The sequence below is a fragment of the Clostridium boliviensis genome (assembly GCF_033342255.1).
GTDB lineage: Bacteria > Bacillota > Clostridia > Lachnospirales > Lachnospiraceae > Lacrimispora > Lacrimispora boliviensis.
In genome coordinates, this window is record NZ_JAWONS010000329.1 from 156320 (window position 1) to 176872 (window position 20553).

The window sequence follows — 20553 nt, forward strand, 5'->3', positions numbered from 1 at the left end:
TCGATGCTTAATCTTGCTTTTTGTGACGATGATAAAGATTTTCTGGCACAGATTGCACCTGAAGTGGAAAAAATATTCAGACATTTAAAAGTTGAGACCCGCAGTTTTTCATTCAAAAAGGGGGAGGACTTAATTGCCGCCTTTTCAAAATACCAGCCTTATTATGATGTCATCTTTTTGGATATAGATATGCCCCAGAAAGACGGAAAGGAAGTGGCAAAGGAATTACGACTACTCGATAAGAAATTCAAACTAATCTTTATCACAGCGTACCCTCAGGAGGCTTTGAACACATTTCAATATGATGTCATAGGATTTCTTCCCAAATCGCTCATCCATGAGCGATTAACTGATGTTATTACACAGGTTATTGACAGGATAAATGAGGACAACCCCAAGACACAGATATTTAAAGTTGTTAAAAATCCAAATGGCAGCATGGATATTAAAGTACCACTTGATGATATTATATATTTTGAATGCATCAATCGAAAAGTGTTCTTATACACAAAACGCGAAGCATTTATCCTTCATAACTGCCAATTTTCCGAAATTGTTCAAAAATATTTACCTTTAGAATTTGTGGATATACATAGAAGTTGTATTGTAAATATAAAATATATATTTTCTCTCGATGAAACAGAAATCAGTCTAGACAACGGGATTCGTTTGCCGTTAAGCAGAAGAAAAAGGCAGAATATTTTTGATAAATTCTCAGAAATAATATCTGGAGACAATATCATATGAATAATACTATTTTTAGTTTCATTTTTTCATTAACTGAGTCTGTTTTACTTTACTGTCTGATCAGCTGCAGCATACCCTGCAGATTTCACGGAAGAAAAAAGCTATATTCTATTTTTTTAGCTACGGTAGTTAATACTTTATTTGTTTTTTGTCTGCCTGACTTTCTCGATACAATCAGATTTATTTTATTTTTTTTAATTACAATGATTCTGACATCCATTGTTTATCTGGAAAAAACATATATTCTTGCATTTTTTATTCTGGTAGCGAATTATGTGTTTTTAATAAGTGATATTTTAGTTGGTAATTTTTCCTCATATATAATCAAGATAGACATTCCAAAGATGTTGTATCTTACGAATACGTCGTTCGGATTTTCAATCCTTGCTAAATTACTAAATATAATCCTTATTATAATATTTATTAACTATTTTGGAAAAAATAAATTTGGCATACCACCTAAATATTGGATTACAATGGATATTATAGTATTACTCTTTTCCGTGATTTTACAGTTTATTATGATAGTAAGCCCCGTACTTCAAAGAGAATCTAACAAATATTCCATTTACATATCGATCATCTCTATTGGTTTCCTGATAATAAGTGGTCTGATAATATTTTTCTTTGGTAAAATTTTCTTATATCACGAACAAGAGAAAGAAAATTATATATTAAGTATAAGGAATCTTTCTTTAGTTCAACAATTATCTTATCATGAATCTGCTACCACAGATTTAAAGAGAATAAGGCACGACATCAATAAGAATCTTACAAATATATCTTATCTATTGAAGCAAAATAATATCGATGGGGCAGTTGCTTATATTGAGGAAATAACAAATGCTTTAGAAAGAACTAAAACTATAGTGAGTTGTGGCAATGATATTATTGATGCAATTTTAAACTATAAAATTGCCGTTTGCAGACAACACAATATTGATATTCAAATAGATATTGACCAGGTACCTCATTTATCAATAACCCCCATTGATTTAACGGCAATCCTGTCCAATATATTAGACAATTCAATTGAAGCTGTAGATATTATGGATACTGAAAAGCGATATATATCAGGAAAAATATTTTGTTATAAAAATTACCTTTCAATTGTTGTGAAAAATCCTTATTCAAAACAGCTAATTATAGAAAATAATAAAATAAAAACCCGCAAAACCAATACCATATATCACGGATATGGTTTAGCTTCAATTAAATTATCTGTCGAAAAATACAGTGGATTATTCAAAGTTTATACAGAAAACAGAGTTTTTAAAGTGGTTGTCATGCTTCCCATAAAAATAAATCCTTAATTCCTCAATTGTAGACGATTATCGAAACCACTCAGTAACATATAACTACCATTCAGTAAAACGCTATTGTTTTTTTAGATAAACAAGGTTATACTTTATAAGTGTTTATTAAGGAGTGAACCTAAAATGTTACAGACTATTGCGGAAGAAATAAGTCTCAGATTAGTTACCAATAAGGTTATTTCAATTGAAAACCGAAAATACTATACCTATGGTATTGAGTTAGTATTAAATAATATTGTTATATTTTTATCTATTGGCTTGATAGGATTTTTAACAAAACGGGTCTTTATTAGTTTAATATATGTTGTAACCTATTGCTCAATACGAAATTATGTGGGTGGCTATCATTGTAAAACACATATAAATTGCTATTGCACCACCTTATTTTTATACCTTTTAATGCTTTTTCTTAATTACTATTTATCAAATAACCGATTGATTGTTTCTTACGGTTTAATTGCTGTCGCAATTCCTGTTATATATATTTTCACCCCTGTGGATTATGGAATTGGCTCAATCCTGGATAATGACAGGAAGAAGTATCGTGTAAAAAGTTTTATGTTAATTGCCATCGCTCTGGCTATATATATACTTGCTAATGTATTACATCAGACAGAAGTATCATTTGCGGTTGCATGGGCTATATTTATAGTGTTTTCATTGATGTTGCTTTCCTTATTTATAAATTTATCAGAAACGAGGCGAAAAAAAAATGAAGAATAAACCTATGCTTAGGTTAGTTTCCCATCTGGCAGAACACGCTATTAAAAAAGCGAATAGTTCATACTGTTTATACTGGTCTTATCAGCCAAAAGTTCCAACTGGTATTAAAGAATTTAAAAGGTAATCTTACACAGTAGTACCGTACCATAGTAGTAACCCAAACACTATAAACCTATACAATTCAAATGAAACCTATTACTATAAATCATACGAAGAAAGCCCATGTTTACATGGGCTATTTTCGTATGAATACGAATAAAAAACCTTGACACCTGAATCGTTTACAATGTGTGAAAATCCTGTCAGCTATACTATTTTGCAAATCCCTAAGACTCCAGAATTCAAAAAAATTCTAAGCAAATTGATGATTGGTGACAATGTTCAAAGGTTACCGTCAGAATATGTTTTTGCATATAGAATCGGAGGTTTTTGGAACATTGTGAAAGCATTTCAGTCAAACCATTCCTTTAACATGGGTTGACATTTGTGTAGTTTAAATTCTACTATTTTATAATCTTGAATTCCTTTCACCTTCAAAGGATCCTTCGATAAATAGTTTTCGATTTCTTCCAAAGATTGTCCTTTGATTATAATAATCCCCCCTCTCTCACTGGCTTTAGGTCCTGAAGTGAGAATGAATTTTTCCTCAAATCCCTTATCCAGATATGCAAGATGATCTGCAATTGCTATCTGCACTTCACTTTTATTAATGGAAATCGTATCTTTAAATGTTCCTTCTACAACAAAATATTTCATAATGGACCTTCCTATCAAAAAAGCTTTACTATTTTTTATTCATAGTTGTTGTCTGCTATTGATACTTTTTTTAAGCATATAAGAATAATTATTGCGATAAATCCAGATAAATAAAAAGGTGCTCTAATATTATTTAATTTTAAAATATTCATGAAAAGTCCCATAATCATGGGAGAAAGAAATTGTCCTGAATATAGCATAAAACTCATTAATGCCATGGCAGAGGGTGCTTTTTCTTTCTCAATATTTAATGAAATTTGAGCATTAAGCAATGGTATAATGACTCCAAGTCCAATTCCTAATAATACCAGCCCCAATGCGATTATTATTACATTGGAGGAAAATCCCAAGCAAAAGAAACCCAATACCAGCATCAATACAGCTACATATTTGGTATAATGCCTGAATCGTCTTGTAAAAGTACTTAGTCGCATTCCTACAAAGAATGCAGCTATATTCTGTAATAACATCAGTAAGCCAATAGATGCGGTTGGCACGATTGATTCTTTTGTCATGATCATCGAAAAATTAGTTACTACTGTATAAAAAATAACCATTATAACAAACATTATTCCAATATAGGGCAAAACTTTCCAAGCGCTTACTTTATCAATCCGGTTATCTGTTTTTTTCAAATTTACACTTGGCAAAAACAGAACAACTAATATTAATTCTAATAGTCCAAGCAGATATACAGCAAAGCTAAAACGCCAATTTATGGAGGCCAGGATTCCCGAAACTCCCAGGGCAATAATTCCACCCAGATTATTCATTGCTGAAGAATACCCCATTAATTCAGATTGTTCATTTTTTTCAAAGAAATAAGGAATTAGCCCTGTGGAAAGAGGCATAATCAATCCTACTCCTATACCTAAAAACATTCTAAATAATAATAATAAATATATATTATCAGCAAATGCAGCTCCACATCCACCAACTACATATAAGATTAATCCAACTTCAGCAATGGTCTTAGCTGTCACTTTATTTACAATCTTACCAAATAGCAGTGACGTAAAAATAATAAATAAGGCTGGAATTGTTACTATGAGCTTGATCATGATCGGGGAAACATCTCTAAAATATTCTGCAATCGATCCTAATGCTGGAGACGTGGCAGCACCTGACATAACGGTCATTAATGAAAGCGACAGAATAACAATCTTAATTTTCTTCATGTGGCTCACCTCTATTCATGATTTTTGCGTTATTAGCCATTAACATCAGATTATAAATAATAAAATCCACCTTCTCTTTATCCATACCAATGGATAATATCTCTGTCCAGTGTTTCAGCTTATCTATTATAATTGGCTGCAATTCTTTCCCTTTTTCTGTCAATCTTACATCGTATGCTCTTTTATCTACTGTGCTCTTTTCTCTTAATACTAACCCCTTATTTTCCAAACTTCTTATTACCCTTGTGGTTAAAGCCTCATCCGTACATAATAAATCGGATAAATATTTCTGATTAACTCCTTTATCGATTGCAAGGTTTACTAAATAAATATATTCCGATGAATTGATGTCATATTGTTTTAATTCATTATTGATATAAATTTGAGATTGCCTGTGTATTATAGAGATCCATTTACCAATACTGCTATTTTCCTTCTTCAATGTTAATTCCCTCCTCACGTTATATATGCTTGATAAGTCAATTATATTGTAAACGTATATGCTTGACTTGTCAAGTTATATTTAATGTTAGTGTTAGCAAAATAGGAACTAAGGATATTTCCAGAATGAGTGGCTGTGGTCTTAAAGAAATATATCTAATATGAGAAGGATTATTATGAATCCAGTTATAAGAAGAAATCAACCATTAAAATGGCTGACTATGATACTCTAAAATGGCGTTATACGCAAGCATGTCCGCTACACTCATTTGCAGTTTCTTCGGTATTTCCTTTTACCCGGCATAACTGCTTCCTCATAACAAGCCCCTGTTGTGTATCAAGCAGCACATGAAACCCCGCTTTTTTATACATCTCAAAATGTCCGCCAAAATCTGAGGATTGATAGCTTGATTCCTTATAGGGATATGCCTCCACAAATTCGAATCCATCTTGTGCTGCATCTTTACAGACATGTTCCAACAAGCGCGTGGCAATGCCCTGTCTTTTCATTTCCGGAGCAATTACGAAACAGAATATAGATTTTATCCTTATGTCGGAATCAGGTTCCTCCAGCGGTACGTATGACATAAATCTCTGCCAGCTGATGCATTTTTGACAATCTGATTTCGTGTTGGCGTTACACCAGCCAACGATATTTCGACCATAATAGGCAAGATATCCCTGAATATTATTGCCTTTCACATACTGCAAAGCATATTTTCTACGATTTTCTTCAATTGAAAAATCTTTTCCTGCATAATCATCATTACTCCAACATGCACAATAACACTTATTACCAGCCTCATTATCGTCGTGAGGCGTAATATCAAAGAAATGTATATAGTCTTCAGCAAGGTCTGGTGTCAGTCTGCATATTTTAATCTCCATTTAATTTCCCTCCCAGTTTACGTGCCTCAAGGAGCGCATCATTCCCCAGGATATCTCCCTTTTGGGCTACGCCTGGAACCGTGATCACACCCCCGTCTTTAAGTAAAAAATAGCTTAGTACAGAATGATACATGGTGATCAGAGAGTCAAAAACAGTTGGTATTGTATCAGCACAAACCGCTAACAATACAAGTTCTTTCACTTTGAACGTATTTCGTATGGGATTATGCAGTCGGTCAATAATGGATTTCAATTGGGAACTAACTCCATAAAAATAAACAGGAGTCGCTATTACGAAAACATCTGCATCGGCAAGTTTCTCATATATTTCCTACATATCGTCTTTTTGTGCACAGTTATGGCTACTGTCTTTATAACAAAAATCACAGCCAGTGCAGCCATTAACCCGTTTACCCTTTACAGAAATTACTTCCACTGTATTTTCCTGTTGATTAATTCCATCAATAAATGCATTTGTCTGATACTTCCTATTAAAACTGCAATTTTTGACATATTATTAACTCCTTCTTTATGCCTGACACACTATACTAACGTCAGCTTTTTGTATGCTCTACTTTTAAAGTAAATTAAAATTACAATTAAAAATGAGATTGTCTGAGCAACTGAAATGCGAATTATCTGCAGTTCATCTGCGCCTGATGTTGATGTAATATGTAAAAGATTAATGATGGTATTATTAAAGAAGTGATCAGCCATGGACATCCAGAGCGATCCGGTGATTTTAGTCAGCAGGCAGAATTTTAGACCCGCAATCCCTGACGTTAAAACAAGAATGATAATAGCCGCGATCGCTCCCACGGGACTTATCTCTCCATCCAGTAAGCTCCGCACTGGTGCTGCTATATGCCAGATACCAAAAAGAACAGAGGAAAAAAATGCCGCTTTCATAAAAGAATATTTCATTTCCAGGAGTCTGACAAATAGTCCCCGGAATATACCTTCCTCCATAACCACGTTAATAATATTTCCAAGCACGCAAAACAGGAAAAACAAAATACCGGTCTGCATGACCTGATTTCCACTAACTGAGTAACTGGTCACATATAGTTTGACTGCGGGACTGCCGTTCCCCCATATTTGCAGAAGAAACTCCATACTATAGGCAATCAGATACACCGATGCTCCAAACAGCAAACCGTAGAATATATTTCTCACAGCCAACCTATGCTTAAAACCTATGTCAGTCCATTTGAGTGATAAATATTGTAATGCTGACGACAGTATAAGTATTCCTGCCAGTTTATGTATAAAAGCCTCTCCAAAGATTGATTGGTCTGTACGGATAAACATGTACTCAATTACTCTTAACACAAAGCATATGAAATAAATGGTTAAAACGCTTATTACAGGCTGATAATATCTATGTTTCCTCATTTAGACCCCCTCCATATATTTTTCCTTTAATCATTCCTGTTGATCTTTCTAATATAGGTGCCTGATTTGTTTTCATACAAATCATTTTCATTTCTGAAACTCCAATATCATTTGCGATCACACTGCATTTTGTCATTAGCAGAAAATAGATGTTCTTATCTTCATTGCTTAGACATTCATAGTTTGCCTGACCTTTTGCAATTACGATATCTGCATTCTGATAAATCTCCTGAAACTGCTTTGAGGTTTTATATAAAACAGTACCAAGAGAGGAATCCCCATTACTTATCACCGTTGCATATTTATCAATACCAACGAAGTAAGCATCTTCTTCCACTGAGTCATTTACAACTGCTTCACCTCTCGTACCAAAGTATAAGTGACATGAAGGGTTTAACTCTTTCATTTTCTTGAGTAGTATCTTATCAAGACAGATTTCACCACAATTGTCTCCTAAATAAAGAATGCTGTCCGCATTAACAATTTCCTGCTTCAGCAGATTTGAATTGTTAATTCCCAGCGGTTCTTCTTTTAAACGCAAAAAGCAGGCATCGATATCTGAAAGCGACAGATTATGTATGGGATTAAAATCAATAATATTACCTATAATTGCATATTTAACAGCTTCTAAAAAGGGATCAACAGCGCAATTAATCTCTGCTTCAAAATCAGGAATCTGTTCCAGAAACATTTTATTATAATGCCTTCTGGTTTCTTTGTACGGGTCTTCGTTCCCTGTTTCCTTTTTTAACATGGTAAAAATCTCACCAATCAGTTCTGGCGTTGAAGAAGAATTAAAATCCACCTGGCTTAGATATGAAAAAACGTTTCTTAACAATTCATTTTTATCTTCCAGCCCCACCATATCAGCAACCTTGATTGCCTGGTTTACGACGCATGGTATGCATTTTTCTTGTATTTTCATATGTTTATCCTTTGTAAATAGAATCATATTCTGCTCTGGTAATGGAATGTACACTCGTCTTTGTATTTTTCTCGTCCGCATATTCCTTCCGCAATGACATCCCCATTTTCTCAGCTACTTTTCTTGATGGAATATTGGTCCACATTTGATATGAGAAAACCTCATTAAAATCAGTTTGCTCAAAAATATATCTCAAACAAGCTTTTGCCGCCTGAGATGCATATCCATTATTCCAGAATCGTTTATTGATATGATAGCCTATTTCAGGCAACAAATTTCCATCACCGTAGATATTCTGCATGGTGATACCGCAATCTCCAATAAACTCATCTGACTTCTTTAAAATAACTGCCCACAATCCAAAGCCATATTTGTTATAGTTAGCAAGACTCCAATCAATCCATTTTCTGGTTTGATTCTTGTCAAATGCACTTGTATAGTATTGCATGGTTTCCTGATCGGATAATATCTGATACCATGCCTCCAAATCATCCATAGTCAGTTCTCTTAATATTAACTGCTCTGTTTCAATTATATTCATCGTTCCATCCCCTTCTGGCAACTAACGTAAATTCCCTTCAATTAGTTAGACAATGCATACTTAAGCATATCATCCCTTCGCTATACCAATATCATGCAAAATCAAAAATATAAATATTGTCATATTATATATCACCAGCCTTCTCATCCCAGTAATCATAATTCTCAGGTGGACGATGAGAGTCTGAATACAAATACCAGCATACACCAAATCTATCAACTATTGAAGCCGCACAGGAGCTCCATGGCAGTTCCCCTATTGGCACATCAATTCTTCCGCCCTCTTTAAGCAAATCATAAGCACGTTTTACTTCCTCTTTACTATTAAATTCGTGACCTAACTGTACGATACCCCCATCTGCATTATCCTTTGATGTTTCTACTACAGATAAAAAGCATTCCCCATTTTTACAAAGCTCGGAATGATAAAAAGAACCATCTGGATTTTTGACATGATACCCCAATTCTAATCCAAATACCTGTTGATACAGTTCAACCGCCTCTGCGCTGTTTTTCACATACACTCCAATACCAAATCCCATGTTTTCTCCCCCTAAGTTCACTGTTTTCCACGTCGGTTTATAAATCATTTACCAGTTCTGTTGCTATTTTTATTTGATGCATATCAGGCTTCTCTCCGTCCTCGATACACCAAACATTCCCCAACATTACTTCCATAAAAAACAGCTTTATTATATCAGTAAATGGATACTTTGTCTCATGACTTATCATTTCTGCAACCTGAAAGATATGTTTTTTACTTTCTTCATCCGATACAAAATCCATTTCATTTAGAATATATCTGGGAATGTCAAATATCTCTGGACCAATAACACCTTTAGGATCTATTATACAATATATTCCTTCATCATTCAGAATTATATTATCATGATGTAAATCACCATGCAGCAATACTCTGTCATTATATTTGTAAAACAACTCTTCTCCCATACCATATGCTTTATGCATATTATTTATTATTGATTCATCTGGTTTATGACTCATACAGAAGGCATCAGCATTCTTGAACCAATCTAAATATGTTATGGGACTATAAACATGATCTATGATTTTATGGATTTTTGAAAATAATCCAAAAAACTGATTCACACGAACCACCATATTTTCTTCACATCTGAGTGTAGTGCCTGGTATAATACGTTCCTCAATTAATACTCCTTGCTTCGCATCATATCCATACACTTTACAGCATCTATTACCATGCATCTCTTTCAACATATTAAATTCGCCGGTCAGTTCAGCCTCGTCCGTATTCACTTTCAGTATCACACTTCCCCATTCAACCGACTCAGACGCATATACCGCTTTATTATTTCTCTCATATATGACAATAGTGTTTTTCAAATTCCACTGCTTAATGGCCCATTGAACCTTTTCCTGTATTGTCATGATACCTCCTGATTATATCTGATAAACAATTTTTAAGCACGGGACAGCATGGGAAATATCACCTTATTATCTTTAATAATATTTTCCTTCCCCTTTAGTACAAATAAGTGAGTATTCTCTTCCTGTGTACATATCTCTTTTGTTTACCGTTCCAGCAAATATCATTAATACATACCGCCACACTAGATACTGCAATATCATCATGCTCAATCAAATATGGGATAAAATGGTCATCCCAATAACCAGATTGATACCATTTATCAAATTTCAATCCATAAATTTGTTTTGCAAGCTGAAAATAATTTTTTCTTGTATCTTCATTTTTGAGAGCATTATTGACATAGTTATATGCTTGACCATCAATTAAAAATTGCATTTTCAAACCTCCTTATTTGATACGTTAAACTGCAACTATTCATCATCCCCAAAATATAGCATATAATAATCATGTTACTAAATAGAAGATGTCCATTTAACAAATTTCTAATTAACAAAACCACAGCCGGCAGACTTTATAGCAATATTAGATTGGCTGATTTATATAGGAGTAAAATTATGATATCATCATTAAATGTCTATGTTACTGATACCGCATCTTTTTTTGCCCATTTTATCAAAGTGGGGGATGCGGATAGTATTATTTTGGAACAAAACGGAAAATACATCCTGGTGGATACAGGCAGATATTCTGATGCCGGTACAGTAAAAGCTGTAATTCAGGAAAAACAGATATCTCATTTGGACTCTGTTATCATCACTCATTATGACAGCGACCATATGGGCGGAATTAATGAAATAATTCAAAGTATTGACTATAATGTGGATACTGTTTATGCACGCTTTTATGATTTAACAGTTTTAGAAAGGTTAAAAAGGTATCAGGATGATACGAATACCCAGAAGACCAGTGTATACAGAAATTATGTGAATTTTGTCAATACAATGATCAGCTTAAAGAACGGCACAAAAACTTTTAATTTCACCTCCACCGATAGCCCTAATACCATATATGCTGCAGCCACCGATATTTATCAGAATGGAGGTAACTGGATTTCTCCAAACCGTTCCCGTGGAAATACAAAATTCTATTTCGGAAATACCAATTTAGTTTTTAAAAACAGAGTCGGTTCTTATCTTAATTCCTCAACCGCCAATGATAAGATAAATGGAAATGTGAATAATGATTCTTTAGTGTTCAGATTAACAACAGCATCTGATATTAAAATGCTTTTTCTTGGCGATCTGGGTACAACCGGAGGGAAAAACCTGGCTTCCGAAGCAGGTACCTATCCAATCAACTCTGATATTGTAAAAATTGCTCATCATGGATACAAAGGCAGTACACCTGAAAATTTACTAGCAGAAATAGCGCCCAGATATTCTGTTATCACATGTGCCACATCTGTAGCTACAGAAAGAATTGAAGCTTTACTTAAAGTTCCCGGAAAGTTTGGGCGTATTTATTTTACAGGAAGCAGTGATTTTACCGGGGATTTCTGCACATTAAAAATAGATGGCAGCGGCAAAATTGATTTTGACAACAATTTTAATTATTATTGGAATGATACGAAATAGTTTAAATGGGGTGATATGCTTTTCTGGCATAATCACCCTTTACTATTTAATTATAAACATTTTCCATATATACACATATCATATATATTATCATTTTTATAGACAGCATTTCTCATAATGCCCTCCAAAATAAAATCATTTTTTTCCAGCACTCTTTGGGAAGCTATATTAGGCTTATAGACGAGTCCGGTGATTCTTATAATATTTAATTCCTTAAATGCAATTAAGCAAATTTGTCTTACAGCCTCTGTCATGATACCCTGTGACCACTTGTTTGTTAATAATAAATATCCGATCTCTGCATCCTTACACTGCACATCATTCTTTTTTTCAACTGTTATATTACCTACGCATTCCCCATTCATAATGATGGCTCTGAATATCCCATCTTTTCCTTCTTTTTCTTGGACCATATTAAGCCACCATTGAGCATCACTTTCCGTATATGGAAATGGTAATCTGTTTGATATGTATTGTCTGTCTGCTTCATTACATATTTTAATTAGAGCATTTTTATCGGCTATGTCCCATTTTTTTAATATTAAATTCAAAAGAATCCCTCCTCAATTTCTGATTTATTATATTATATCTGTTCTACATATCCACATAGTTCAATATATCAAGCGGTGTTTCCAAATGCAGAAAGTCTTGTTTACGCTTTGCAGGCTGTCTTGTTCCTTCCTGCAAATACCAAACTGCCTGAACTGCTTTCATCCCTAGTTTTCTGGCGGTTTCCAACTCTTCGCTGCCTCCGTCTCCCACATATATACATTCCTCGGGCTTCACAGTTAAGTCAGCCATACATCTTTTAAAAATCTCCTCATCTGGTTTTTGAATCCCCTGCTCGTAAGAAAGATAAACCGCATTAAAATATGAAAATAATTCACTTCTTCGTATGACCCAGGCTTCTTCAGAAAAACAATTACTTATTAGTCCAATTAAAAATCCCTCTTTTTTCAGCGCTGAAAGCATTGGTATGATCTCAGAATGCAAATGTTTGAAACACGCTTCCTTTGCCGCTATGCGTTTCTCCACAATTCTCTTTAGTAGTACTTCGGAATAACATTGATTTTCTCTAAGTATTTTTTCCAATACCTCCTCCAATGTTAACTTTCCTATCGTTCGTTCCTCTTCCGAAGGACGCCAGATTGACTGAAGTTTATCTTCTGGAATTCCTGCATCCTCCGCCATATGCGCTCCAAAATACAGAGGGCTGTTATAGTGCGTAATTAACGTTTCAAACATATCAAAAATAACTGCTCGTATCATTATTTTCTCTCCTGAAGTTCCTGTAATTTAACAAATAAATAATTTCACTTTCCTGTTTTGCAGACTGGGACTTTTCCATCTACTTATATTATATCGAAATTAATATCAATTCTATATTCATCATCAATTAAGATATATTCACAATCATATTTTTTGCACATATCTAAACTGATTTGATTGTCCCTTAATAATAATTCTTTTTTGCAATAACTATCTTCTTTCCGTTCTTCAATTATACCAGCATATTTTTTTATATTATCAAAATGTTCATTAATATATTTTAAAGACATTACTAAACATATGAATTTAATATGTTTTAAATACTCCAGTTCAAAATAGGTTTTCCAATCATATGGGAAATAGCAACCTTCGATTATCATATTCTGGCTATTCTCTATTGCAGTTTTAACCATTTCTTTTACTATTGGCCACAGCAAACCAGTCAATTTATCGTCGTCATCTGGCGTAAGATCTGTTAGACCACTTCGAATCAGTCCCATTTTCAGATGATCAAGGGACATACATGGATAATGATATTTCTCAATTAATTTCTGTGCTAATAACGTTTTTCCAGTATGTGTGCTCCCACCAATTAGTATAATCATACTTTTACCCCTCAGCTAATTATATAAACCATCACGCCAGTTATCCAATTCTTTCGCCTTATTATATGCACTGTTAAGAAATTCCTGAATTGATAAATTTTCATATCCCCAATTCATCGGTTCTAATGTGGTTGCACCTTTATAACCTGTAAGTACTATTTTTTGCATGACCATTAACCAGTTTACATTCCCGCTAAAAGGTAATTGATGTTGATTTCTCTGCCCGCCATTATCATGCAAATGCATTGCCATTAAACGTCCACCATATTTTCCTAATAGATCATCTGCAATAGCATAATTTGCATGATGACAGCAGTCGTAGCAAAAGCCTATTTTCTTAGAATTGGCATGGTTTAAAACAAGAGTCAGATTATGAATATTTTCCAGATTTTCAAAGGCAACATTCACATTGAACTCTTCTGCCTGATTTGTTATTCTTTCAATTCGTTTCATACCTAATTTATTTATTGGATACTTATCATTTGGTAAATGTATAACCATTGTGGGTATATTGAATTCTGAACAGTCTTTAATACATTGTAGATAACACTGAATTACACGTTCTCCATCCTGATTATCCAATGAAAAATTATTCTGATCCTGTACTGGTGTATGTATATTTTCTATAAATAATCCTGCATCTAAAGCATATTGCACGCTGTTTTTATAATCCTTCCCTCTATTGAACCCCTCGCTCCACCATAGCATTACAGTGTCAAAACCAGCCTCTTTTATAAGTTTGTATCTGTCTTTAATAGATACGTCATATCCGAACCAATCATATATTCCTACCATTATTTAATACCTCTGCAAATTCAAACTTTTTTCATCTATTACCCCAAACTTCAATAGAAATCACAATATACTTTCCAATCAGACTTCTGAGAGTTGTAGAAGAAATAAAAATTTCCACTATCTACAATATTAAACAAAGCTTTCTCATCTGACGAGATTTGCATAACAAATTCATACTCATTCCCAAAGGAAAAACCAGACTGGCAAAATGCAGGGTAACCACCAACTTTGTGCCTAGCATATATTTCTTCGCATATATCGTCAAAATAATCAATTCCTTCGGCTGCCTCTAATTGAAGTATTATATCTTCAATTTCTTCAGGAATACCACCACCATCCCAGCATGGAAAATCATTTTCCACCAAATGAGGCGTAAGTGGAAACGGTTTTATCATATCAGTTTGATAATTACAATGAACTAACTTATCTAATGAACGATATGTACGAATGCAAAACCATGGACTCAAATCTTCTGATATAAGGTTATCCCAAACATCTTCTGACATAAAGATTGTGACAAGCTCGATCCCAGCTAATTCTACCGGTAATAAAGGCAAGTTCTTTAAAAAAATAGTTGCAATGGGAATCATATTGTTTTCTCTATTATCTGTGGGCAAACTTTCATTTTTATGCTGCCAACGTACACTGCCAATCCAGCTTTCAAGTAATTCATTAGTTGGTCTTTTCCCTCCAGTTTTAAAAATGATAGCTTTTTTTGAGAGCTTTTCTTTTACATCATTAACTGTCATAGTTGTCATACCTCTTATAATTTAAATGTTATCTAAATTTTTTATAATAAGACTGTAGCGGCATATAACCAGATTATTATTTAACAGCACTTTCTAAATAAATTATTTCTTTTCCTTTTTGCTTAGCATATTCTATTTCCTTTTTTACACTATCTCCGATATAACCATCTACGTTTATAACAAAAATTGCATCTGTTATTTCATTTCTTAAATTTACTATGTTACTCACCTCGCTTAATATAAGTAATCAGCAGATAAAGACTACCAATAAATTCAAAGTTGTGTACTGGGTTCATCTCATAAATATAATGGGAAGCTACATTAACCATCAGTTTGTTTTTTTGTATCTCTTAAAATATCAACCTTCATATTGATAAATTCCAAGAATTTTAGTTTTTCTATTTCTGCTGAAAAAGCGGTTACTGGAAGAATATATGCCTGTACAGAACTAATATAAATATAAATAGCTTTTTCTGTTACAGCAATTTTTTCAATCAATGAATACTTCGTTATATTTTCAGTATTTGGTGCAATTTCATGTATCTTCTCATCATCAAACTTTAAGATGGCCTCGTTGCTATAAGGGAGCCTACCTTCTTTTTTCATTTTTATAATTCTTTTATTCATGGATTTTAGAATCTTTTTTTTGCTGTAGCCAATCCATAAAATAGAAATAATCGCCATCACTATAGCTTCAATCAAAATTAGTTCGAAATCAGAGCCCGCAATACAAAATATAACAATGACCATAAAACAAAAGAATGGAATAATAAATCTAAAGGACATCAAAGTTTTTTTACCAGAAGGACTATTTAATAAATGATATTGATTAAATAGTAAATAATCCTCATCATCTAAAGTAATTTTAAACTCAAACATAATTTTCACCTCTTATTCTACAAATATTATGCGTTTTAAATTTATATTTATCGTTATTCATCACACATAGTTTCGAATATCTGCCCATCTATGCTAATTATTTCATCAATGGGGATTGATGATTGTAAAGAGACCATGTGTCTCCAGTTTCTTGGTATATCCTTTTCCGACGCGCCAAAAGTCTGTTAGAGGCCGATGTGACCACAGGGAGCGACGGTAGCTCATTTCGTCCAGCTCGGCGATCCGCATACCGTTGTTATCAGCAGCTATGTGCTTTGCCTGAATATCCATAGCGATCTTGCTAAGGTACAGATTTGTACCAATTCCCGCCGTTGCTGTAATGCCGGTTGTTTTAAATACATCCAGAATCATTTTCGTGGTAAGCTCACGGGCTGAAAGATTGTAGGTGTTCAGATAATCGGTGGCGTCAAGGAATACCTCGTCGATGGAGTAGACATGAATATCTTCGGGCGCGATGTACTTCAAATAGATATTATAAATCTGTGTGCTGTAGTCTATATAATACGCCATCTTCGGTGGAGCAGCAATGTAGTCTAATGAGAGACCCGGCGAGGATTTCAATTCAGTATCGTTGTAGGAAACGCCAGAAAAGGCTCGTCCTGGCGCTTTACGCAGCCGTTCCTCATTTGCTTCCCTGACCTTCTGCACGACCTCAAAAAGCCTTGCCCTACCGGAAATACCGTATGCCTTGAGAGAGGGAGAGACGGCTAGACAAATGGTTTTTTCGGTGCGGCTTGCGTCAGCGACTACAAGGTTAGTAGTCAGCGGATCAAGTCCTCGTTCAATACATTCGACCGAAGCGTAGAAAGATTTTAAGTCGATTGAGATATAGATTCTGTTCTTCATGTTTATTCTACGGTCGCCTCCTTCAAAAATTATCTGCTTGGCAAATTCTTTAGGTTAGAATCGATGATGGGGTAAACGAAAAAGCAGTTTTGGCTTTCCAGTGAACTGCCCCTTCGTTTACACCATTTTCGATTTGGCCTAATTGAACAAAGTGAGCGTCCCTTTAGCCGGTATCTATGGACTTTCAATCTTTGTTCTTTTCTCTTATAGTAGCATAGTTTATCTTGTTTTCAAAGACTTTCTTCTTGCTGTAACTTTTTTTAGCATGACAAATAAGCCTCTTGGAAAGAAGCTAAAAAAGGTATTCAATTATGCTATTTAATTCCGCATCGGCAGGATACGTTGATGAGGAATCACATGACCACCGCATGATTTACAAAGGCAGACATCCACTTTCCAAAGGTATTTCAGCATTTCAGGTCCGGTCATATCTCTGAGAACAGATATGTATTTCTGACATCCCAATAGATTACGGCACAAAGTGATATTCTTCCCTTTGTTACGGGAGGAAAGTAAACCATAGTGACGAATTCTTACAAAACGTTTTGGTGGCACATGCATCAAGAAACGTCGAATAAATTCGATGCCTGGTAAAGTAAGCGTTTTCCACTTTCCCTCATCGTGATAATCCTTCACGGAGAAAGTGACAGTGTTCTCATCCATACTTACAATCCGATGGTTACTGATAGCAATGCGGTGTGTGTACTTACCAAGATATTTAATGACTGACTGTGCTCCGTTGAACGTTTTTTTACAATGAGGAATCCATTCCTTTGCATAGCAGCTATTTACCAGTTTCTGAAAAACGTAATTATTACGATATTTCTCAGAACTTCCATGAAATTTGAGCTTGTTATTCTTCCAGAGATTTTTAAGTTGGTCCATGTACTTTCCACGGAACTTTTTGGAAATGACCTGTACAGGAAGGAAAAAACTGTCACCCTTATCTTTCCAATGGTTCTTAGCATCAAGTCCACCACCGAGCACGATTGTATGGATGTGTGGATGGTAATTCATTTCAGAGCCCCAGGTATGAAGAATACAGATGTATCCGATTTTTGCACCGAGATGTTTTGAATCCATAGAAAGCTCATCCAGAGTTTCGGATGCAGCATGATAAAGTGCATCATAAAGCAACTTCTGATTACTGTAGATAAGCGGATTGAGTTCATCCGGAACCGTAAATACTACATGGAAGTAAGGTGCATCCAGAACATCCTCCCGACGCAGATCCATCCACTTTTCTTTAGGAAGAGCCTGACACATGGGACAACACCGATTACGGCAGGAATTATAATGAACCTGAATACAACCGCAGTCTTCACAGACATTTGCGTTGACACCATATGCTCCAGTTTTGCAGTTCATGATACAGGTAGCTGTTTTTGATTGCATGGTAGAAGGTGTATATTTTTCAAGGTATCTCGGATAAAATCGATAGAAGATATCTTGTACAGTAACATCACTCATCCGCTTCATCCTCCTTCCTGTCGAAAGGACTCTGAATGCCCATAAGAGATTTGTTGCTGGTGTGAAGATATACTTCTGTAGACTTTGGATCCCTGTGTCCAAGAAGTACCTGGATATTTCTGGTATCAACACCTGCTTCCATCAGATGTGTTGCGAAACTGTGACGAAGACAATGAGGTGTCGTACCAGCAGAAAGTTCTGCTTTTTTAGCCGAACGGCGAATAACCTGTTCCAGTGTACTGACCGTAAGATACTCTCCTGTGAACTTATTAGGAAACAAAATCCCTCTAGGCTTTCCCTTTCTAAACCAGTATTCAGTTAGAATCTCCAGGTTTCTTTTAGACAGAATGGTATAACGATCCATGCGGTTTTTTGTATCACGGACATGAATCTGCATGTTTGTCCGTGAAATATCGTCATAATGAAGATGAATTACCTCAGAAACACGCATTCCGGAAGAATACATAGTAGCAAACATTGCTTTGTATTTTAGATTATCTGTAGCATCAAGTAACTGGTCAACCTCTTCGCGGGTGAGCACAGTCGGGAGTTTATGGTCAATAATCATACGGGGAACTGTAGTATCATCCCAGAGGATATGCAGTACATTTCGATAAAAGAAACGGATGGCTGAATTATAAAGATTCAGAGTGGTAGACTTTAAGCCTTCTTTTTTCTTGGCAAGAAGAAACTCTCTGACATCTTGACAGATAAGTTCCTCCGGATTCTTCTTTACATAGTTGAGGAAATAAGAAACATAGTTCTTGTAGCAATTGATTGAACGTTCTTTGAGGTTGCGGATTTCACCAGCTTCCTCCAATTTTAATAAATATTCATTATACACAAAAGACCTCCATAAAAGTTGAACTATAGTTACATAGAAACAACCTTTTATGGAGGTGCATTTGCAAGATAAAAGTGCTTGTCACTAAAGCACAAGGATGGTATTCTTTTCATATGCAGTGGGAAGGTCGATCCTGTTTGATTGTTATTTTGTGGTGATTTAACAATACTACTATTAGGACTTGCTTTCCACTGTTTTTCTATTTAGAGATAAAAGAATCGCTGCACCATAGCCTTGGGCAGCCATCGCGCAGCGATTTTGTTCAATTGGAATTTGCTTATGTGCTAGGCTTTACTTCATAAATATAATGGGTAGTTCAAAATCTCTACAAACCGGAATCCTTTGAGTCAATCTCCATATATTATTAACTATTCTTTTTAAAATAACATCGACCTATTTCCCAATCTTCATTAACTTTCTTTTCCATTTCTATATGAACATGAGCAGTCTTCTTACTGCCTATAACTTTAATCGAGTAAAACGCTTTCCCGTAGCCACCGGAATAATTAAGACTTCCATTCGGCATATAGCCATAACCTTCAATGTCTCCGACTATATTAGTAACTTCTGGGCTTGCTTCGATGTGGTTTATTGCCATTTTATAAGATTCGTCATTTTTAATTATTGATGATATTCCAAAGAAAAGCGAAGTCACAAAAGTTGCAATTACCAAAATCCCTGAGACAATAATAATAACTATTGGGGGGTTCTTAGACACCCTGTAAACATTTGTACCCATCATTTGGTCGCCTAGTTTCGTTTTATTCGCACCGCATATAAGAACGAGAAATTCAATCGGCCATACAAACGTAAGTATATTCCTTAAAAGAAGCTTTGAAACAGATGGTACTTTGGATGTATCCAAACTGCTCCTTACTGTCAATCCCAATGCGCGCTTTCCCAGGCTTGCCCCATTAATAATATCTTTTAGAAAATAAACTAAAAATGCCATCAACATTAATACAGGAGACATAGTCCATGCTTTGCCAGGGTCACTTTGAATGTGGCTTAACAAAAATAATATTGATGGACACATTAAAGCCGCAACTATAATAACATGGTCAATTATAAATGCGCAAATCCTCATTCCAATACCTGCTATTTCAAGCTCTTCTTGACTAGCTCCATCACTGTTTGTCGCTATATTGTCTAAATTTTCCATAAACATTTCCCCCTTAATT

At 34.7% G+C, this 20553-nt stretch carries 26 protein-coding genes and 1 pseudogene; 5 read left to right on the forward strand and 22 right to left on the reverse strand.

The window, feature by feature from the left end; genetic code table 11:
* Positions 1–3 precede the first annotated feature (3 nt).
* The 4 genes from RZO55_RS24345 to RZO55_RS25995 all read left to right on the forward strand — a co-directional run bounded on the left by RZO55_RS24345 (position 4) and on the right by RZO55_RS25995 (position 2910).
* Positions 4–747, forward strand: coding sequence for a LytR/AlgR family response regulator transcription factor (locus RZO55_RS24345; protein WP_318066839.1), 744 nt, complete (start codon positions 4–6; stop codon positions 745–747).
* Complete coding sequence (locus RZO55_RS24350) at positions 744–2060, forward strand: sensor histidine kinase (protein ID WP_318066840.1); 1317 nt, start codon at positions 744–746, stop codon at positions 2058–2060. The genes RZO55_RS24345 and RZO55_RS24350 overlap by 4 nt, the downstream gene beginning before the upstream one ends.
* Positions 2061–2186: 126 nt before the next feature.
* Positions 2187–2786 carry an accessory gene regulator B family protein gene (locus tag RZO55_RS24355; RefSeq protein WP_318066841.1) on the forward strand — a complete coding sequence of 200 codons (600 nt, stop codon included), beginning with the start codon at positions 2187–2189 and terminating at the stop codon, positions 2784–2786.
* Between the two features lie 4 nt (positions 2787–2790).
* Positions 2791–2910 carry a cyclic lactone autoinducer peptide gene (locus tag RZO55_RS25995; RefSeq protein WP_369293263.1) on the forward strand — a complete coding sequence of 40 codons (120 nt, stop codon included), beginning with the start codon at positions 2791–2793 and terminating at the stop codon, positions 2908–2910.
* 326 nt (positions 2911–3236) lie between these two features.
* Here RZO55_RS25995 and RZO55_RS24360 read toward each other — a convergent pair whose 3' ends face one another.
* The 11 genes from RZO55_RS24360 to RZO55_RS24410 all read right to left on the reverse strand — a co-directional run bounded on the left by RZO55_RS24360 (position 3237) and on the right by RZO55_RS24410 (position 10695).
* On the reverse strand, positions 3237–3542 hold the full coding sequence (locus tag RZO55_RS24360; protein ID WP_318066842.1) for a YciI family protein: 306 nt from the start codon (positions 3540–3542) through the stop codon (positions 3237–3239).
* Positions 3543–3577: 35 nt separating this feature from the next.
* Positions 3578–4720 carry an MFS transporter gene (locus RZO55_RS24365; RefSeq protein ID WP_318066843.1) on the reverse strand — a complete coding sequence of 381 codons (1143 nt, stop codon included), beginning with the start codon at positions 4718–4720 and terminating at the stop codon, positions 3578–3580.
* Complete coding sequence (locus tag RZO55_RS24370) at positions 4707–5162, reverse strand: MarR family winged helix-turn-helix transcriptional regulator (RefSeq protein WP_318066844.1); 456 nt, start codon at positions 5160–5162, stop codon at positions 4707–4709. Before RZO55_RS24370 ends, RZO55_RS24365 begins: the two co-directional genes overlap by 14 nt.
* Positions 5163–5401: 239 nt before the next feature.
* Complete coding sequence (locus RZO55_RS24375; RefSeq protein ID WP_318066845.1) at positions 5402–6049, reverse strand: GNAT family N-acetyltransferase; 648 nt, start codon at positions 6047–6049, stop codon at positions 5402–5404.
* Positions 6039–6377 (reverse strand): flavodoxin family protein, encoded by a 339-nt coding sequence (locus RZO55_RS24380; protein WP_318067110.1) that lies wholly within the window; start codon positions 6375–6377, stop codon positions 6039–6041. Before RZO55_RS24380 ends, RZO55_RS24375 begins: the two co-directional genes overlap by 11 nt.
* Positions 6378–6592: 215 nt before the next feature.
* Positions 6593–7444: a CPBP family intramembrane glutamic endopeptidase gene (locus RZO55_RS24385; RefSeq protein WP_318066846.1), complete on the reverse strand. Its 852-nt coding sequence runs from the start codon at positions 7442–7444 to the stop codon at positions 6593–6595.
* A complete protein-coding gene (locus RZO55_RS24390; protein WP_318066847.1) occupies positions 7431–8369 on the reverse strand; it encodes a damage-control phosphatase ARMT1 family protein in 939 nt (312 codons plus the stop codon). Before RZO55_RS24390 ends, RZO55_RS24385 begins: the two co-directional genes overlap by 14 nt.
* A gap of 4 nt (positions 8370–8373) precedes the next feature.
* Entirely contained in the window at positions 8374–8910 is a 537-nt protein-coding gene (locus tag RZO55_RS24395; protein ID WP_318066848.1) for a GNAT family N-acetyltransferase, read from the reverse strand.
* A 124-nt stretch (positions 8911–9034) separates the two neighbouring features.
* Positions 9035–9451, reverse strand: coding sequence for a VOC family protein (locus tag RZO55_RS24400; RefSeq protein WP_318066849.1), 417 nt, complete (start codon positions 9449–9451; stop codon positions 9035–9037).
* A gap of 37 nt (positions 9452–9488) precedes the next feature.
* Positions 9489–10319 (reverse strand): aminoglycoside phosphotransferase family protein, encoded by an 831-nt coding sequence (locus RZO55_RS24405; protein ID WP_318066850.1) that lies wholly within the window; start codon positions 10317–10319, stop codon positions 9489–9491.
* Positions 10320–10413: 94 nt separating this feature from the next.
* Entirely contained in the window at positions 10414–10695 is a 282-nt protein-coding gene (locus tag RZO55_RS24410; RefSeq protein ID WP_318066851.1) for a hypothetical protein, read from the reverse strand.
* 179 nt (positions 10696–10874) lie between these two features.
* On the opposite strand from RZO55_RS24410, the gene RZO55_RS24415 reads away from it, so the two are divergent.
* Positions 10875–11894 carry a ComEC/Rec2 family competence protein gene (locus RZO55_RS24415; RefSeq protein WP_318066852.1) on the forward strand — a complete coding sequence of 340 codons (1020 nt, stop codon included), beginning with the start codon at positions 10875–10877 and terminating at the stop codon, positions 11892–11894.
* 50 nt (positions 11895–11944) lie between these two features.
* On the opposite strand, the gene RZO55_RS24420 is transcribed toward RZO55_RS24415, so the two are convergent.
* From RZO55_RS24420 to RZO55_RS24470, 11 genes and pseudogenes are all read right to left on the reverse strand, one after another.
* Positions 11945–12445 carry a GNAT family N-acetyltransferase gene (locus RZO55_RS24420; protein WP_318066853.1) on the reverse strand — a complete coding sequence of 167 codons (501 nt, stop codon included), beginning with the start codon at positions 12443–12445 and terminating at the stop codon, positions 11945–11947.
* Between the two features lie 43 nt (positions 12446–12488).
* Entirely contained in the window at positions 12489–13163 is a 675-nt protein-coding gene (locus RZO55_RS24425) for an HAD family hydrolase (RefSeq protein WP_318066854.1), read from the reverse strand.
* 83 nt (positions 13164–13246) lie between these two features.
* Entirely contained in the window at positions 13247–13768 is a 522-nt protein-coding gene (locus RZO55_RS24430) for an adenylate kinase (protein WP_318066855.1), read from the reverse strand.
* 15 nt (positions 13769–13783) lie between these two features.
* A complete protein-coding gene (locus tag RZO55_RS24435; protein WP_318066856.1) occupies positions 13784–14563 on the reverse strand; it encodes a sugar phosphate isomerase/epimerase family protein in 780 nt (259 codons plus the stop codon).
* 50 nt (positions 14564–14613) lie between these two features.
* The gene (locus RZO55_RS24440) at positions 14614–15312 is read right to left on the reverse strand and encodes a DUF1963 domain-containing protein (RefSeq protein WP_318066857.1); all 699 of its coding nucleotides are present in this window, start codon (positions 15310–15312) and stop codon (positions 14614–14616) included.
* 76 nt (positions 15313–15388) lie between these two features.
* Complete coding sequence (locus RZO55_RS24445; protein ID WP_318066858.1) at positions 15389–15541, reverse strand: hypothetical protein; 153 nt, start codon at positions 15539–15541, stop codon at positions 15389–15391.
* A 92-nt stretch (positions 15542–15633) separates the two neighbouring features.
* On the reverse strand, positions 15634–16191 hold the full coding sequence (locus tag RZO55_RS24450; RefSeq protein WP_318066859.1) for a YcxB family protein: 558 nt from the start codon (positions 16189–16191) through the stop codon (positions 15634–15636).
* 120 nt (positions 16192–16311) lie between these two features.
* Positions 16312–17058: pseudogene (locus RZO55_RS24455) on the reverse strand (Y-family DNA polymerase); the annotation flags it as partial.
* Positions 17059–17376: 318 nt separating this feature from the next.
* A complete protein-coding gene (locus tag RZO55_RS24460; protein ID WP_318066860.1) occupies positions 17377–18528 on the reverse strand; it encodes an IS91 family transposase in 1152 nt (383 codons plus the stop codon).
* Positions 18521–19372: a tyrosine-type recombinase/integrase gene (locus RZO55_RS24465; protein WP_318066861.1), complete on the reverse strand. Its 852-nt coding sequence runs from the start codon at positions 19370–19372 to the stop codon at positions 18521–18523. The genes RZO55_RS24460 and RZO55_RS24465 overlap by 8 nt, the downstream gene beginning before the upstream one ends.
* Positions 19373–19736: 364 nt before the next feature.
* A complete protein-coding gene (locus RZO55_RS24470) occupies positions 19737–20534 on the reverse strand; it encodes a cytochrome c oxidase assembly factor Coa1 family protein (RefSeq protein ID WP_318066862.1) in 798 nt (265 codons plus the stop codon).
* Positions 20535–20553: the final 19 nt, after the last annotated feature.

Excerpts from the sequence above, each read along its gene's own strand:
- RZO55_RS24375 (WP_318066845.1), bottom strand. The coding sequence starts at position 6,049 with ATGGAGATTAAAATATGCAGACTGACACCAGACCTTGCTGAAGACTAT.
- RZO55_RS24470 (WP_318066862.1), bottom strand. The coding sequence starts at position 20,534 with ATGGAAAATTTAGACAATATAGCGACAAACAGTGATGGAGCTAGTCAA.
- RZO55_RS24435 (WP_318066856.1), bottom strand. The coding sequence starts at position 14,563 with ATGGTAGGAATATATGATTGGTTCGGATATGACGTATCTATTAAAGAC.
- RZO55_RS24400 (WP_318066849.1), bottom strand. The coding sequence starts at position 9,451 with ATGGGATTTGGTATTGGAGTGTATGTGAAAAACAGCGCAGAGGCGGTT.
- RZO55_RS24450 (WP_318066859.1), bottom strand. The coding sequence starts at position 16,191 with ATGTTTGAGTTTAAAATTACTTTAGATGATGAGGATTATTTACTATTT.
- RZO55_RS24410 (WP_318066851.1), bottom strand. The coding sequence starts at position 10,695 with ATGCAATTTTTAATTGATGGTCAAGCATATAACTATGTCAATAATGCT.
- RZO55_RS24460 (WP_318066860.1), bottom strand. The coding sequence starts at position 18,528 with ATGAGTGATGTTACTGTACAAGATATCTTCTATCGATTTTATCCGAGA.
- RZO55_RS24385 (WP_318066846.1), bottom strand. The coding sequence starts at position 7,444 with ATGAGGAAACATAGATATTATCAGCCTGTAATAAGCGTTTTAACCATT.
- RZO55_RS24425 (WP_318066854.1), bottom strand. The coding sequence starts at position 13,163 with ATGATACGAGCAGTTATTTTTGATATGTTTGAAACGTTAATTACGCAC.
- RZO55_RS24390 (WP_318066847.1), bottom strand. The coding sequence starts at position 8,369 with ATGAAAATACAAGAAAAATGCATACCATGCGTCGTAAACCAGGCAATC.
- RZO55_RS24365 (WP_318066843.1), bottom strand. The coding sequence starts at position 4,720 with ATGAAGAAAATTAAGATTGTTATTCTGTCGCTTTCATTAATGACCGTT.
- RZO55_RS24430 (WP_318066855.1), bottom strand. The coding sequence starts at position 13,768 with ATGATTATACTAATTGGTGGGAGCACACATACTGGAAAAACGTTATTA.
- RZO55_RS24360 (WP_318066842.1), bottom strand. The coding sequence starts at position 3,542 with ATGAAATATTTTGTTGTAGAAGGAACATTTAAAGATACGATTTCCATT.
- RZO55_RS24395 (WP_318066848.1), bottom strand. The coding sequence starts at position 8,910 with ATGAATATAATTGAAACAGAGCAGTTAATATTAAGAGAACTGACTATG.
- RZO55_RS24415 (WP_318066852.1), top strand. The coding sequence starts at position 10,875 with ATGATATCATCATTAAATGTCTATGTTACTGATACCGCATCTTTTTTT.
- RZO55_RS25995 (WP_369293263.1), top strand. The coding sequence starts at position 2,791 with ATGCTTAGGTTAGTTTCCCATCTGGCAGAACACGCTATTAAAAAAGCG.
- RZO55_RS24355 (WP_318066841.1), top strand. The coding sequence starts at position 2,187 with ATGTTACAGACTATTGCGGAAGAAATAAGTCTCAGATTAGTTACCAAT.
- RZO55_RS24345 (WP_318066839.1), top strand. The coding sequence starts at position 4 with ATGCTTAATCTTGCTTTTTGTGACGATGATAAAGATTTTCTGGCACAG.
- RZO55_RS24350 (WP_318066840.1), top strand. The coding sequence starts at position 744 with ATGAATAATACTATTTTTAGTTTCATTTTTTCATTAACTGAGTCTGTT.
- RZO55_RS24440 (WP_318066857.1), bottom strand. The coding sequence starts at position 15,312 with ATGACAGTTAATGATGTAAAAGAAAAGCTCTCAAAAAAAGCTATCATT.
- RZO55_RS24405 (WP_318066850.1), bottom strand. The coding sequence starts at position 10,319 with ATGACAATACAGGAAAAGGTTCAATGGGCCATTAAGCAGTGGAATTTG.